Source organism: Streptomyces sp. NPDC026673, from assembly GCF_040638135.1.
Taxonomy (GTDB): Bacteria; Actinomycetota; Actinomycetes; order Streptomycetales; family Streptomycetaceae; genus Actinacidiphila.
This window is the reverse complement of record NZ_JBEZXR010000042.1, coordinates 61,458-76,185: the sequence shown is the minus strand read 5'-3', so window position 1 is coordinate 76,185 and position 14,728 is coordinate 61,458. Positions and strand designations below refer to the sequence as shown.

Genomic DNA, 14,728 nt, shown 5'->3' with positions numbered 1-14,728 from the left:
GCCGCGCCACCGCTCCCGGTGGACCGGGAGCGGTGGCGCGGCGCGGTGTCGAGCCGGGGCCGGGGCCCAGGCGTCAGAAGGACAGGCTCCAGCGGTCGAGGTAGCCGGGGTCGACGGTGAAGATGCCGGGCGTGTTGTCCGTGACGCGCAGCTTCCAGGTGCCGTTGGCTGGAACCGCCGAGGCGTCGACGGTGTAGCTGACGTGCAGCTCGCCCTCGCCGGTGTCCCAGTACCAGGGCTTGACCGGGATCTCGGTGCCGTTCTCGCTGACCAGAGTGACGATCTGGCCGCCGATCCAGGGGTGGACGAGGTCGATGGTGACCTTGAGGTCGCTGGGCGCGTTGCCCTTGCGGCCGGTCACGATCAGCGGGGACTCGATCGTCTTCCAGTTGGGGATGTCGAAGCGGGCGGGGTTGACGAAGAAGCGCCCGCCGGAGGCCAGCACGGGCCAGTCGAAGCGCACGGTGCGCTTGGCCTTGCGCTGGGCGGTGTTCTCGACGGTGACGGACGTCTTGTAGGTGCCCGCCTTCTTCGGCGTACCGCTGATCAGACCGGTGCGCGCGTTGATGGACAGGCCCTTGGGCAGCTTGTGCGCCGAGTAGACCAGTCGCCCGGGGCTGGAGCCGACCGCCTCGATCTGGCGGCTCATCGGCTGTCCGACGGCGACGGGACGGGTCGAGGGCGTCGTGATCGCGATGTGGTTGACGTAGCGGGCGCCGACGTTGACCGCCGCCCAGGCGTTGCCGACGGCCTCGAAGGTGTCGCTGCCCTGCCCGAACAGGTCGGCCGCCGCCTGGAGGGTGGCGGCGCGGGCACCGGCGTAGTCGGTGCTGCTCGTCATGTAGGTGGTCAGGGCCCGGTACCAGACGGCGGTCGCGTTGTTCATGCCGATGCCGGCGACCGGCAGACCGTCGTAGGTGGGGCTGTCGTAGGCGACGCCGTTGATCGTCTTCTTCCCGCTGCCCTCGGAGAGGAGGTAGAAGAAGTGGTTCGCCACACCGGAGCTGAAGTGCGGGTCCAGCTTCCTGGTCTCGGGCGTCCAGAAGTCCTGCGAGGTGCCCTTGGCGGAGGCGTCCTTGGAGGGCTGGTCCATGTAGCGCAGCGGCTTGCCGGTGCCGCGCACGTCGGCGAGCTCGCCAATCGTGTAGTCGGGCACGTCGGCGGGGTTGTTCGCGAAGAACTCGACGGCCGTGCCCATGATGTCGCTGGTCGCCTCGTTGAGGCCGCCCGACTCACCGGAGTAGGTGAGGTTGGCGGTGGCGTAGGTGACGCCGTGGGTCATCTCGTGGGCGGAGATGTCGAGTTCCGTCAGCGGGTGGGTGTTCTCGCGGCCGTCCCCGTAGGTCATGCAGAAGCAGCCGTCGTCCCAGAAGGCGTTGGCGTAGTTGTCGCCGTAGTGGACCCGGGAGAAGGCTCCGACACCGTTGTCGGCGATGCCGTTGCGGCCGAAGCGGTCCTTGTAGAAGTCCCAGGTCTCGCGCTGGCCGTAGGCGGCGTCCACGGCGGCGGTCTGACGGTCGGCGAGCGTTCCGTCGCCCCAGACGTCGTCGTCGTCGGTGACGAGGTTGCCGATGCCGCCGACACCGGTCATGTCGTACGTCTTGTGCCCGCCGCGCTCCGGGTCGTTCAGCTCGAAGACGCCGCCGTTGTTCACGGTGCCGATCTGGACCTGGCCGCTGTAGAGGCTGTTGCCGGTGCCGGCCTTGATCTGCTCGACGCTCTGCAGCTGCTTTCCGGTCGCCGCGTCCGTCACGACGCTCAGCCGGCTCGGGGTGCCGTCCTCCTGCACGCCGGTGACGAAGGACTGCCAGGCGAGCGTGGGCTTCCCGCCGGCGAGCCAGACGACGAGGCGGGGCGCGCCGTCGGTGGCCGCGTCCTTCGTCCGCTCGCTCTTCGCCGCGGAGAGCGCGGACTTCTTCGCCTTCGCGGCGGTGACGGCGGCCTTCGTCGTGGGCACCGTGACCCGCGCGGCCGAGGCCTTGCTGACGGTGCGGTCGCCGCCGCGCTCGTGGACCACCAGGTCGCCGCCTACGACGGGGAGCCCGGCATAGGTGCGCTCGTAGCGCGTGTGCACGGTGCCGTCGGCGTCCTTGATGACGTCCTTGGGTATCAGCGCCTCCTGGTCGCCCAGTCGCAGGGCGCGGGCGGTGGCGGTACGCCCGTCGGCCGCCGCCTTGAGCAACTGCTTGCGCTGCGCGGCGGAGAGGGCCACCGGGCGTGCGCCGGGCCGGGCGTCGGCCACGATCTTGCGGGGTGCCGGCCCGTCACCGCCGGGCGCGGCGACGGCGCCGGTGGCGGGGAGGACGGGGGTCAGCAGTGCGGCCAGGGCCACGGCGGCGGTCGCCGCGACGCGACCGCGCGCGCCGCGCGCACCGCGGCCGGTTGAGGGATTCGGCGGCGAAGTGGGGCCCGTGACAGCGGGTTGGTTCGTCACTCGTGCAGCTCCTTGTACCCGGCCGCGCGAACGGCCGGTGAGGACGGGAACGTCGGAGGCCATCCAGGCCTCGGAGAGGTGACGTGCGAGTGATGCTCGCGCGACGTGGGGGATCGTTTCAGCCTGTCCGCCCACTGTCACCACTGCGGAGATCATTGTCCGAAAGTCGGTCGACCCCTCGCCGTGGGAGCGGTCCCACGCCGCGCCGACCACGTGCGGATTTACCGCGCGGCAACAGTGAAGTGACGATGGAGAGCGAAAAGATCCAGCCACGGCGACTCAAGCGCCGACCCGCCCGGATGGTGCGGTTCTGAGCGACTTTTCCCTGATCAGCACTGTGCCGTTGACATGGCTTCAGCCATCGCGTGGCTCAATACGCATGCGGCGGCGAAAATTTCGAGCCAGTACGCCGTCAGCCGTGGGCGGGGTGCGGGGCCGGAGGCGGGGCCACGCGCGGCCCCTACACGCCCTCGGCGGGCGGCACCGCGTATCCCGGCACGGACGGCCAGCGGACGGTCAGCACGGTCGAGTCCTCCTCCGCCACCCACGAGTGGTCCACGCCCTTGCCCCAGACCACGTAGTCCCCCTGACGGGCCAGCACCACCGACCGCCCCGGGAACTCCACCCGGAACCGCCCGCTGATGAGCACCTGCAGCGCCGTGCGCTCCTCGCCCCGCACCCATTCCCGCCGCTCGTCACCGGCCGGGTGGAAACCCCACTTGATCTCCACGGCGTCACTGTGCCGGGGGTCGCCCGCCTCCTTGAAGTGCCCCAGCAGCCAGCCTCGGTCGAGCGGCGCGTCCTCGCCCGCATTGCCCACGTAAACGCTGTCGTCCATGGTCGGGACGCTAACACCGCCGTGCGGCAGGCCAGGGCGGCCGGCCGTACGCCCCTCACTCCGCTTCGCGGTGATCCTCTCCGGCCGCCTCCGCGGTCACGGCCCACCGTTCGTGGCCGCGCCAGGCGCCGTCGATGTACTGGAACCTCGGGGAGTACCCCTCGCGCTCGAAGCCCAGCCGCTCGACGAGCCTGATCGAGGCGACGTTGGCGGGCTGGATGTTGGCCTCCAGCCGGTGCAGGCCGAGGTCGGCGAAGGCATACGTCATCACCAGCCGCAGCCCCTCCGTCATGAAGCCGCGCCCCGTGGTCGACGCGTACGCGACATAGCCGAGGGCACCACTCTGAATGGTGCCCCGGATGATGTTGTTGATGTTGACCCCGCCGACGATCGCGCCCGTTTCGCGCAGACAGATCACGAAGCCCTCGCAGGCCGGGCCGTCGAACCTCGCGACGTACTCCCTGAACCCCTCCGGGGTGTGCTCCCGCAGGGGCACCCAGGGCTCGTGCAGTGCGGCACTGGCCCGCGCGAGGGCGCCGATCTCTTCGTGGTCCCGGACGGCGATCCGGCGGATGGCGACCCGGGGGCCGTGGGCGAGGAAGGTGTCGTCAGCCATCGCGCGATCGTAATGCGCCGGGCCCGCACCGTACCGCCTCACGGCGGGCGGAGTTCACCCCGGCGACACCTGCGGGCCGGTGGCGGTCGGCGGGAACCGCTCCGGCGTCACCGAACCCCGGCGGGGTCTCAGACGTCCGGGCGGCTGCCGCGTGCGGCGCCCGCGGATGCGGCCACCACGCACAGCACCGCGATCCACTGCGCCCAATGCAGCGACTCCTGGAGCACGATGAGGCCGATGAGGGCCGCCATCGCCGGTTCGAGGCTCATCAGGATGCCGAACACACGCGGCGGGATCTTCCGTAGTGCCTCCAGATCCAGCGAGTACGGGATCACCGACGACAGCAGGGCCACGCCAAGTCCCGCGAGCAGCACCCACGGCTGAACCAGCGCCGTTCCGCTGTCCGCCACACCGAAGGGCACGGCCACCAGTGCCGCGACGGCCATCCCCAGAGCCAGGCCGTTGCCTTCCGTGGTGTGCCGGCCCAGCGCCGCGCCGATCAGGATGTAGAGGCCCCAGCACGTTCCCGCGGCGAGGGCGAACAGCGAACCGACGACGTCGAGGTCGCCGCGTCCCTCCATCAGCAGGACCACACCGCCGGCCGCGAGCAGGGCCCAGAACGCGTCAAGCCATCGCCGCGACCCGGCCAGGGCCACCGCCAGCGGGCCGAGGAACTCGATGGTCACCGCGATCCCCAGCGGGATCCGGGCCAGTGCCAGGTAGAAGCACAGGTTCATCAGGCCGAGGGTCACCCCGTAGCCGAGCACCACTGTCCACGTGCGGCGATCCATGCGCAGCGACGGCCGCCACACGAGGATCAGCACCACCGCCGCGAAGAACAGTCGCAACGCAACGGTCCCGAAACTGCCCACCGCGCCGAAAAGGTGCTTGGCCACCGCCGATCCCAGTTGGACGCTGACGATGCCGAGCAGCACCAGCGCCGGCGGCGGGATCGCGTCGAAGGTGCGTCCTGCCCACGCGGTCACGGAGGATCGGGGGGACGGGCCGCGCAGAGGCCTGTCGATGTTCATGGTGGCCACCCGTGGATTCTCGACGATCGGGCGCCGCGCGGCACGTCATTTTTCCCGGATTCAGGAATGCGCCCCGACGGGCGCGGGCCGCGTCGCGGCTTCCCGTGCACCGGTGAGCGCAGCGAACAACGCAGCGGTCCGGTAAGGCCCTTCACATGTGACGGCCCATCCACCGAGACCACCACGTCCGCGGAGATCGTGAGGCTATTCGCCCGGGATCGCGTCCGCCGGGACCTCGAAGACGAACTCGAGCCCGTCGCGCTCGTCGCCCCGCTCGCCGACGCGTACGAAACCGAAGCCCGCAAGGGTGGCCAGGGAAGCGATGTTGTCGGACCGGACCGTGGCCCGCACGGTCCTCACACCGGGTTCGGCGGCGGCCCTGACGAGCAATGCCCGCAGCATGGCGCGGGCGTAGCCCTGGCGGCGGTACCGGTGCACGACGCTGTAGCCGACCTCGACCACGCCGGCCGCGTCCGGCGGCCCGTGGAATCCGGCGTCGCCGACGACGGCCCCGTCCGGCTCGGACACCGCGACCCGCATGATCCAGGGCGCGGCCGACGGGTCCTCGGCGACTTGGTCGGCGCGGTAGGCGAGGATGGAGCGGGCCCGGTCGCTGACGAAGTACGCGTCAAGGGCCACGCCGGTCTCGGCGCTTCCGCCGGCGAGGTCGCCGTCGGCCAGCATCCGCAGCGCCTGTGCGTTGAGCTCGACAAAGCGGACGCGTTTGGGGGTGGGGTGAGGTTCGCTGTTCATCGCGACGATGCTCGCCCGGCGCCGGGGGGCTGTCCACCGCTTTGCAAAGGCCCCGGGATCCTCCACCGTACGTGATGGTCCTCGGCCTCGGGGAACATCGGCACAGCGGTTATCGGTAAGAACGATCATGGTCAGGGCGTGAGGGCGCCGACTCGGTTCTCGTACTCGCGGCGGGCCTTGCGCTGGGCCGGGATGGCCGGGGCGCCCTGGGCACCGCCGAGGGACTGTCAGCGGTCGAGGAGCCGGCGGTGTACGGCGGGGGGGGCGCTAACGCGCAGGGTGTAGCCCTGGCCGCGCCGTACGGTGACGCCTTGGTCGAGTGCGGCCCGCTCGGCGGGCTCCAGCTCGGCGGTGCGGAGGAAGTCGGCGACCTTGCCGGGCATGTCGAGCGTGACAGGCAACTCCGGGGCGGGCGCGTCCTCCTCGGCGGCGGCGTGGTCGGGCAGGAGGTCGGCGACGGCGGTACGGATCGCGCCGCGACTGACCCGGTGGTCGCGGGCGAGGGCGGCGATCGAGCGGCCTTCCAGGTACGCGGTGCGTACGTCGGCAGTCTCCGCGGCCGCCACGGCAGGGCGGCGCCCGCCCTTCGCGCGCCCTTGGCCTCGGCGGCGCGCAGCCCGTCGTAGGTCAGCTCGCGCTGGAGGTCGCGCTGGAGCTCGCCAGCGGCGGCGAGGGTCTGCACCATGAACTTCACGGTGGACAGCAGCTCTCCGGTGCGCGGGTGGCGGGCGGTGAGGTCCATGGCGGAGAACGCGCCGTCGTGGATGCGCAGGGCGAGACGGTCGCCGTGCAGAACGTCGAGCACGTCGAGGATGTGCTGGTTGCCGCGCACGAGGCGGAACATCTCGGAGATGTGCACGGTGTCGCCCGGCCGCGCGTAGGTGAGTAGTTCGCGGAACTTCGGACGCTGGAGGGGGTGGAGGCGGCTGGAGGTGCCCGGCTCCTCCTCGAAGACGACTGGGTCCTTGATCCCGGCCTCGCCCAACCGAGGGGCCCCTTCCATACGGAGGATCGGACCCTAACTGTCGTCGAACCCTGTCAGCAATCACCATCGGATCTGATTGGATTCGCGCCGCCGCGAACCCCCGGATTGCACGCGTTCATTGGACGCGCCGCCTGCCTGTCGGCAAACGATCGGTTCACGACAGATTCCTCGGGGGCACGGTACCGGTTGGGGCCCCTGGCGGAATCAGAGCACGCGACCTTGGTGCTACCCCGCTGGATCTGCGAACACTGCTAGCGTGCCGTCCATGATCAAGGGCGACTTGGCGGGTCGAATAGGCCGGATGGCGGGGGACAGCGGACCGGAGCGCGTGCTGGTCGCCGCCAGTTTTGTCAACCGAGTCGGCAATGGTCTGTTCAACGCGGCGTCGGCGCTCTATTTCACCTTGGTCGTGGGCCTGCCTGCGGTGCAGGTCGGTGCCGCGCTCACCATCGCCGGAGCGATCGGTCTGTGCGCGGGGATACCAGGCGGGCATCTCGCAGATCGGCGAGGGGCGCGCACGATCATGATATCGGCCCTCGCGGTCCAGGCCGTGTCGATGGCGGCCCTCGTCCTCGTCGAGAGCTGGGCCGCGCTCACGGTCATCGCGACGGTCGACCAGATCGCCGCGGCGGCTGGTGGAGCGGCGTGGGGCGCGCTGGTGGTCCGGGTCGGGGGTGAGCGCCCGGCCCTGTTCCGAGCCAAGCTGCGCACGTTCGTCAACCTGGGCGTCGTTCTGGGAACGGTGGGTGCAGGGCTGGCGCTGGCCGCGGACACCCGCGGTGCCTATGTCACGCTGATCCTCGGCAACGCGGCGAGCTTCGCCCTGTGCGCGGTGCTGTTGCTCCTGCTGCCCCGCTATCCGGTGCTGGCAGCCCCGCCACGCCAGCGTCGCTGGCTCGTCTTCGCGGATCGTCCATTCCTGGCGTTCACTGCCTTCTACGGGGCCATGGGACTGCAGTACCCAGTGGTCTCGCTACTCCTGCCGATCTGGATGTCAGAGCGCACCGAGGCGCCGCGCTGGACGGTGGCCGCGCTGTTCGCCGTCAACTCTCTGTTCTGTGTGCTGATGCAGACCAGGATCGGCTCACGGATCGAGACCCCGCAGGACGGCGGCCTGGCGTTTCGCACGGCGGGGCTGCTCTTCCTCGTCAGCTGCCCGATGATGGCGCTGGCGGCGTACACCCCTGTCTGGGCGGCGGCGGGACTAGTACTGGCCGCGATCTTCGTCCACAGTCTGGGAGAGGTGTGGGAGTCATCGGCGGCCTTCGCCCTGGGCTTCGGTCTTGCCCCCGACCATGCACAGGGCCAGTACCAAGGTGTCTTCGGTCTCGGCTTCAGCGCGGGCCAGGCTCTCGCTCCCGCGATCCTCACCACGGTGGTACTCGGCCTCGGCACGACAGGCTGGCTGCTGCTGGCGGTGTTCTTCGCGGCACTGGGCGCTGTCGGTCCATCTCTTGCCCGCTGGGGCATGCGGACCCGGCCGCAACCAGGCGTTGCGGCAGAAGTGACGGGATGACCGTGAGTCAGATGTCATGAGCCTTCTAACTCGTCGTCCTCGTCCTTCGGTGGCTCCGATGCCTTCGAGGGTGCCGTTGTGATGTTCGATCGTCTTCACCGAGGCGATGTTGTCGGCTTCGCAGACGATCAGCACCCGATCCATACCGAGCGCCCACGCCTCGTCGAGTATCCGACCCAGCGCCCAGGTGGCCAGCCCGCGTCGGCGTGAAGGCGGCCTGATGCCGTGACCGATGTGACCGAACCTCAGCACATAGTCGCCGAGCCCGTGTCGAAGTGCGATGCCTCCGTGTACCCGGTCGTCCTCGATGATCCATCGGTACGTGCATCCGGAACCGAGCTCCACGGCTTTCGGACCCGGCTCGTCGGCCAACAGCGACACCCAGGCCGCGAACCCCTCCGGCGAGTCGACCTCGTCGGACGGCCCCAGCCCGAACCCGTCCTCGTGGAGGCCGGGACCCCACTCGTCGCGTGCCTCGAGCCAGGCGAATCCCCGACTGGTCGACGTGGCTCCCAGGGGGCTGTTCGATGCTCCGGCGCCGCTCAGAAGGTGAGCCGCCTGCCGGGTTCGAACCCGGCGACCTTCGCCTGACGACCTCGGCGGGGACAGAGATCGCCCGGTCCCTGACGTGAGCAGAGCCGTGCGGACGTCTCGACACAGGCCGCGCGGCGGCGAGATCCCCGGCCGGACCCCACCCGAACCCGCTCAGAGCGATTCGCCGGGCCTGAGGTGGCGGTAGCCGTGGTCGGTCCGCTCCGCGAGCCAGCCGTGGACGCTGCCGAGGCCGCGTTCGTTGACCTGGCCGTCGTGGATGCCGAACGCCTGTCGCGGTGCGACCGCCCTGACGAAGTCGATCGCCTCCGCCGTCTTCAGCCATGAGCCTTGCACCGGCACCATGAGCGTCTCGATCGGCTGCTCGGGCAGGTGCAGCGCGTCCCCCGGGTGGTAGACCGCGTCGTCGATGACGTAACCCAGGTTGGCGCAGTCCGGCCGGCCCCCGTGGACGGCCGCGTGGCGACCGCCCACCGCGCGCACCCGGAAACCCGCGGCGGTGAACTCCGAGCCGGGGGCGACGCGGGCCACCGCCAGTCGCGGGATGTCCGCCTCGGCGGGGGCGTGGACCGGCACGCCGAGCCCCGCGAGGCGCAGGACGTCCACGTGGTCGGCGTGTTCGTGCGTGACGAGTACGGCGTCCGCTCCGGTCAGCGCGGCCGGTTCGCTCCAGGTGCCGGGATCGATGACGAGCACGCGCCCCTCGTGCTCGATGCGCACGCATGCGTGGGTGTACTTGGTGATCCGCATGGCCTCCGAACCTAGCGCGAGGCCGGCCGGCCGTGTGGTTGGATCACACCGCACCGCATCCGAACACCGCCCGGGAGGACATGATGGGGACCCGCGCCGTTCTGTTCGCCCTGGACGGCACCGACTCCGCGCGCGTACTGGCCTGCGAGGACGACGACACGCTGACCAGCGTCGTCGCGGAGATCGAGGAGCGCTGGGACAGCGACCACCTCTGCGAACTCGACTCGTCCTGGGACGCGTTGCACCGGTGCCTCACGGACGGCGACCTGGCCTTCGACAACGGCGACTTCCCCCTGTCGCACGCCATCCTCGGCGGGGTGCCGCTCCACGAAGGCGACGACTACATCGTCTGCCACGTCACCGCGGAGCAGGTGCCCGAGGTCGCGGCGGCCCTGGACGCACTTGACGGTCCGTGGTTGCGCGACCGCTTCGCCACGCTCGACTTCCCCGCCTACCAAGGCACCGGCGACGCCGAGGACATCGCGTACACCCAGGCGTTCCTGCCCGGGCTGCGGGACTTCTACCGCACGGCGGCACGGGACGGCCGCGCCGTGATCTTCACCGTGGGCCAGTAGCTCTCGCCGGGCGCCGCCGGCCCTCGTCGCCCCGAAGGGCGCACGAGTGCGGCCCTCGAGGAAGGCCAGGGCGCTACGCCCTCGTGCGGCGGCCGGCGCGCCCTACCGACGCCCCGCAGGTCCAACCGAGCCGCGGGGCCTGCGGCATCCCCTCTGAAACGTTCTCACCACACCCCCGGCAGACCTGAAGGCGCCGCGGTCCGGGCCGCCGCCACCCCCACCGCCCGGCACGGCACAACCGCCCCCACCACGCCGATTGAGGTTCATCCCGCCGGGACCTTGCCCTCACCCGGAGCGCGGCTGTAGCCTCCGCGAGAATTGAAACGGTTCAATACATCGGCGCATTGCATCTCGGCACTGATCACCCCGGGATGAAAAGCACCTACCTCTCACTCCGGGGAGCCACGGAACCATGCACGACGACAGCAACCGCCCCACCCCCACCGGGGTGTCACGGCGCAGCCTCCTCATCGCCACCGCCGTGGCGGGAACCGCGGCGGCCCTCGCCCCCGCACTGCCCGCCGCCGCGGAGGCGCGGACCGGAGCCGGGGCGGCCGGCGCGGGCGGTGCGGCGGGCACGTTCGCCGAGCCGGGGAGCGCGGTGCGGCCCAAGTTCCGCTGGTGGTGGCCGGACGGGCTGGTGGACCCCGACGAGATCCGACGCGAGGTCGACCAGATCGCCGACGCCGGCTTCGGCGGCGCCGAGATCGCGGCCGTCCACCACAGCGTCAAGGACACCGCCGTCCTGGACACCGAACACCACGGCTGGGGCAGCCCCGCCTGGGTCGCCGGCGTCCACGCCGCCCTGGACCAGGCCCGTCGACGGGGCGTCACCATCGACCTCACCATCGGCCCCAGCTGGCCCGCGGCCGTCCCCGGCATCACCCCCAACAGCGAGGCCGCGGTCCAGGAACTCGCCCTCGGCACCGCTACCGTGGCGGCGGGAGCGGCGTACTCGGGCCCCGTCCCGCCGCCCGCCGCGGCCCCCGCCTCCGGGGTCACCCGGCAGCTGCTGCTGGGCGTACTGGCCACCCGTATCGCCCCCGAGAACGCCACCCGCAAGGAGACCGGCCTGGACCGGGCGAGCGTCCAGGACCTCACCGCGCGGGTCGTCGACGGCGCCCTGGCCTGGACCGCCCCCGCCGAAGGCGACTGGGTGCTGACCGCCTTCTGGCAGCGCGGTACCGGGCAGACCCCCGAGGGCGGCCCGCACACCTCGCCCACCGCGTACGTCGTGGACCACTTCAGCGCGGCCGGCACCGCGGCGGTCACCGGCTTCTGGGAGCGGAACCTGCTCACCAAGGAGATCCGGGGACTGCTCAAGAGCGCCGGCGGCGTCCTGTTCGAGGACTCCCTGGAGATCGAGACCAAGGCGCTGCCCTGGACCCCGGGACTCCCCGCCGCCTTCGAGAAGCGCAACGGCTATCCGCTGCTGCCGGTGCTCCCCGCGATCGCGATGAGCGGCGGCAACCAGGTCTACGCCTACGACGCCGTCGCGACCCGCCAGATACGGCACGACTTCTGGGACACCGTCAGCGACCTGTACAACACCCACCACCTCACGGCGCTGCGCGACTGGGCGCACTCGCTGGGCCTGGGGATGCGCGCCCAGCCGTACGGCCTGCAGACCGACGCGATCGAGTCCGCCGCGCTGCTGGACATCCCCGAGGGCGAGTCGCTGGGCTTCAAGAACCTCGACGACTACCGCTGCCTGGCCGGCGGCCGCGACATGGCGGGCCACACCGTGCTGTCCTGCGAGTCCGGCGCCTACACCGGCTCCGCGTACAGCACCACGTGGGAGAAGTTCCTGCGCACCATGGGCGGCGCCTACGCGGCCGGCGTCAACCAGACCGTCGTGCACGGCTTCTCCTACGCCACGCTGCCCGGGGTGAAGTGGCCCGGCTACGCGGCCTTCACCCCGTACAACGGCACCATCGGCTACGGCGAGTCCTGGGGGCCGCGGCACCCGACCTGGCGGCACGTCTCCGATGTGTCGGGCTATCTGTCCCGGGTGCATCACGCCATGCAGCGGGGCACCTCCCGGATCGACGTGGCCGTGTTCCGGCAGACCGGCTACACCGCCACCGGAATCGGCGCCTCCTGGTTCACCTCGACGGGCGTACCGCTCGGCTGGACCCACCAGTTCGTCAGCGGTCCGCTGCTGGACCTGCCGTCCGCGAAGGTCCGCGACGGGCGGCTGGCGCCCGACGGCCCCGCCTACCGCGCGCTGTTCGTCGAGGGCGACTTCTTCTCCGGCTCGGCGGTCACCCTCACCCTCGCGGACGCGCGCCACCTGCTGCGCCTGACGCGGGCCGGGCTGCCGATCGTCCTGCTCGGCGACTGGACGGCGGTCACCACGCCCGGCGTGGCCGACGACTCCCGTCTGCAGGAGCTGCGTTCCCTGGTCGCCGAGCTGCTGGCGCAGCCGCGGGTCCGGAAGGTCACCGACAAGACGGCGGTGGGCCAGGCCCTGACGGACCTCGGTCTGAAGCCCGACGTGAGTCACGCCGTCCCCTCGACGCTGCTGACGATGCACCGTTTCGACACGGGCGTGGACTGGTTCTACCTGGTCAACGGCAAGCACGCCGAGACCGTGAAGCCCCCCGTCGCCGCGATCGACCACGCCGTCACGGTGCGCCGCACCCGCTCGGGCGCGGTGCCGTACCTGCTGGACCCCTGGACGGGCGAGGCCCGGCCGCTGGCGCTCTACACGCAGGACGGCGATCTGTTCACCTTCCGGGTGGCCCTCCAGCCGTCCGAGTCCATGGTCGTGGCCTTCGCGCCGCCGGGACGCTTCCACGGCAGGCCCGGCCGCATCCACGCCGTCGGCACGGACGCGGACGGCGTGCGCTTCGATGACGGGCGGCTCGTGGTGCGCGCCCGCGCGGCCGGCACCTACACCACGGGGCTGTCGCGCGGGGGCTCCGTGACGACCGACGTCCGCGAGGTGCCGGCACCCCGGGAGCTCACCTCCTGGACCCTGGACGCCGAGGACTGGCGTCCGGGCGCGGACCCGGACCGCACCACCGTCGTACGGCACCGGATCACGCTCGACGCCCTGGCGCCGTGGAACGCGATCCCGGACCTCGCGGACGCCGCGGGCATCGGCCGCTACCGCACCACGGTCGAACTCGACGGGTCCTGGAGCGGCGGGTTCGGAGCGGTGCTCGACCTCGGCGAGGTGACCGACACCTTCCGGGTCACCGTCAACGGGCGCCCGGCTCCGGTGACCAGCCACCTCAACCCCGTGGTGGACCTGGGCGGGCTGCTGCGCCGCGGCGGCAACACGATCGAGGTCGAGGTGGCCACACCCCTGATCAACCGGCTGCGCGTCAGCGACCCGTCCGTGTACGGCGGCGCCGCGTCGCAGCGCACCGGGCTCGTCGGCCCGGTGCGGCTGATCCCGTACGGCGAGGCCGTGGTGGGCCGGGACTGACGATCCCGGCCCGCGTGGGTCCCCCGCCGGCCGTCACACGACCGGCGGGGGACCCCGGGCTCCTGGTTCAATGGCCGCGGAGGTGAGGGACCATGGTGTCCACGGACCGGCTGCTCGCGTTCGCGGCGATGTCTCTGCTCGTCATCGTCATCCCCGGGCCCAGCGTGCTCTTCGTCATCGGCCGCGCCCTGGCCCACGGGCGCCGCACCGCCCTCGCGTCGGTGCTGGGCAACTTCATCGGCTCGTATCTGCTGGTGGTGGCCGTGGCGCTCGGCCTGGGCTCGCTGATCGAGCGGTCCCTGACGCTCTTCCTCGTGGTGAAGCTGGCCGGTGCCGGCTATCTCGTGCTGCTCGGCGTGAAGGCGTTCCGGCACCGCGGGGAACTCACGGTCGGCGCGATGGACGGCCCCGACCGGCCGGTCCGCGGCGACCTGCGGACCGTCGCGGACGGTCTGGCCGTCGGCGTCACCAACCCCAAGGGCATCGTCTTCTTCGCCGCCGTGCTGCCCCAGTTCGTCGACCACTCCGCCGGATCGCTGCCCGCGCAGATGCTGCTCCTCGGCCTGGTACCGATCGGCATCGGGCTGATCAGCGACACCCTGTGGGGTCTCACCGCCTCCGCCGCCCGCGTATGGCTCGGCCGCTCCGACCGCCGCCTCTCCGTCATCGGCGGCGCGGGTGGCCTGGCGATGCTCGGCCTCGGCGTCACGGTGGCCGCGACGGGGCGCGCGGACTGACGGGTACGCAGGGGGCCGCGGACACATGCCCTCCGACACCCAGAACAACCTCGTTGCCCCGGTCCGGGGCCGTGGACAAGAATCCGCCCCATGACCTCCGCGATGCGCCACATCACGATCGACTGCGCCGACGCCCACCGCCTGGCGAGCTTCTGGTCCCTCGTCCTGGACCGTCCGTTGCACGAGGACGACAAGCCCGGTGACGAGGAGGCCCTGATCGTGGTCGACGGCGGCCCCGGTCTGCTGTTCGTGACCGTCCCGGAGCCCAAGGGCGTCAAGAACCGCGTGCACCTGGACGTCCAGCCGCAGGACCGCACCCGCGACGAGGAGGTCGAACGCCTCCTCCTGCTCGGCGCGACGCAGGTCGACGACCGCCGCCGCCCGGACGGCACGGGCTGGGTCGTGCTCGCCGACCCCGAGGGCAACGAGTTCTGCGTCGAGCGCAGCGCGGCGGAGCGGACGGACTAGCGAGGCGCTGGAGCGTCGCCGCGCCGTGCCGGAGTCG

12 protein-coding genes and 2 pseudogenes are annotated in these 14,728 nt (G+C 71.5%); 5 read left to right on the top strand and 9 right to left on the bottom strand.

The features are described 5' to 3' along the window. Positions 1–73: 73 nt before the first annotated feature. The 7 genes and pseudogenes from AB0F62_RS26140 to AB0F62_RS26110 form a co-directional block, all read right to left on the bottom strand. A complete protein-coding gene (locus AB0F62_RS26140; RefSeq protein ID WP_361803851.1) occupies positions 74–2,434 on the bottom strand; it encodes a M4 family metallopeptidase in 2,361 nt (786 codons plus the stop codon). A 460-nt stretch (positions 2,435–2,894) separates the two neighbouring features. Next, positions 2,895–3,272 (bottom strand): signal peptidase I, encoded by a 378-nt coding sequence (locus AB0F62_RS26135; RefSeq protein ID WP_361803848.1) that lies wholly within the window; start codon positions 3,270–3,272, stop codon positions 2,895–2,897. A gap of 55 nt (positions 3,273–3,327) precedes the next feature. After that, complete coding sequence (locus AB0F62_RS26130; RefSeq protein ID WP_361803845.1) at positions 3,328–3,888, bottom strand: GNAT family protein; 561 nt, start codon at positions 3,886–3,888, stop codon at positions 3,328–3,330. Between the two features lie 128 nt (positions 3,889–4,016). Further along, positions 4,017–4,919: an EamA family transporter gene (locus AB0F62_RS26125; protein WP_361803857.1), complete on the bottom strand. Its 903-nt coding sequence runs from the start codon at positions 4,917–4,919 to the stop codon at positions 4,017–4,019. A 204-nt stretch (positions 4,920–5,123) separates the two neighbouring features. Beyond that, positions 5,124–5,672, bottom strand: a complete 549-nt coding sequence (locus tag AB0F62_RS26120) for a GNAT family protein (RefSeq protein ID WP_361803842.1) — start codon at positions 5,670–5,672, stop codon at positions 5,124–5,126. A gap of 227 nt (positions 5,673–5,899) precedes the next feature. Beyond that, positions 5,900–6,238, bottom strand: coding sequence for a resolvase (locus tag AB0F62_RS26115; protein WP_361803860.1), 339 nt, complete (start codon positions 6,236–6,238; stop codon positions 5,900–5,902). A gap of 83 nt (positions 6,239–6,321) precedes the next feature. Beyond that, positions 6,322–6,675 (bottom strand): annotated as a pseudogene (locus AB0F62_RS26110) (recombinase family protein); the annotation flags it as partial. Between the two features lie 247 nt (positions 6,676–6,922). Here AB0F62_RS26110 and AB0F62_RS26105 point away from each other — a divergent pair. Beyond that, on the top strand, positions 6,923–8,173 hold the full coding sequence (locus AB0F62_RS26105; protein ID WP_361803839.1) for an MFS transporter: 1,251 nt from the start codon (positions 6,923–6,925) through the stop codon (positions 8,171–8,173). A 93-nt stretch (positions 8,174–8,266) separates the two neighbouring features. Here the strand turns inward: AB0F62_RS26105 and AB0F62_RS26100 are convergent. Beyond that, positions 8,267–8,518: pseudogene (locus tag AB0F62_RS26100) on the bottom strand (GNAT family N-acetyltransferase); the annotation flags it as partial. Positions 8,519–8,878: 360 nt separating this feature from the next. Next, a complete protein-coding gene (locus AB0F62_RS26095) occupies positions 8,879–9,475 on the bottom strand; it encodes an MBL fold metallo-hydrolase (RefSeq protein WP_361803836.1) in 597 nt (198 codons plus the stop codon). Positions 9,476–9,558: 83 nt separating this feature from the next. Here AB0F62_RS26095 and AB0F62_RS26090 point away from each other — a divergent pair, with 83 nt between their 5' ends. The 4 genes from AB0F62_RS26090 to AB0F62_RS26075 all read left to right on the top strand — a co-directional run bounded on the left by AB0F62_RS26090 (position 9,559) and on the right by AB0F62_RS26075 (position 14,691). Next, the gene (locus AB0F62_RS26090; RefSeq protein ID WP_361803833.1) at positions 9,559–10,050 is read left to right on the top strand and encodes a YfbM family protein; all 492 of its coding nucleotides are present in this window, start codon (positions 9,559–9,561) and stop codon (positions 10,048–10,050) included. A gap of 412 nt (positions 10,051–10,462) precedes the next feature. Further along, positions 10,463–13,486, top strand: a complete 3,024-nt coding sequence (locus AB0F62_RS26085; RefSeq protein WP_361803830.1) for a glycosyl hydrolase — start codon at positions 10,463–10,465, stop codon at positions 13,484–13,486. Between the two features lie 92 nt (positions 13,487–13,578). After that, complete coding sequence (locus tag AB0F62_RS26080; protein WP_361803827.1) at positions 13,579–14,223, top strand: LysE family translocator; 645 nt, start codon at positions 13,579–13,581, stop codon at positions 14,221–14,223. 90 nt (positions 14,224–14,313) lie between these two features. Beyond that, the gene (locus AB0F62_RS26075; protein WP_361803824.1) at positions 14,314–14,691 is read left to right on the top strand and encodes a VOC family protein; all 378 of its coding nucleotides are present in this window, start codon (positions 14,314–14,316) and stop codon (positions 14,689–14,691) included. Positions 14,692–14,728 lie beyond the last annotated feature (37 nt).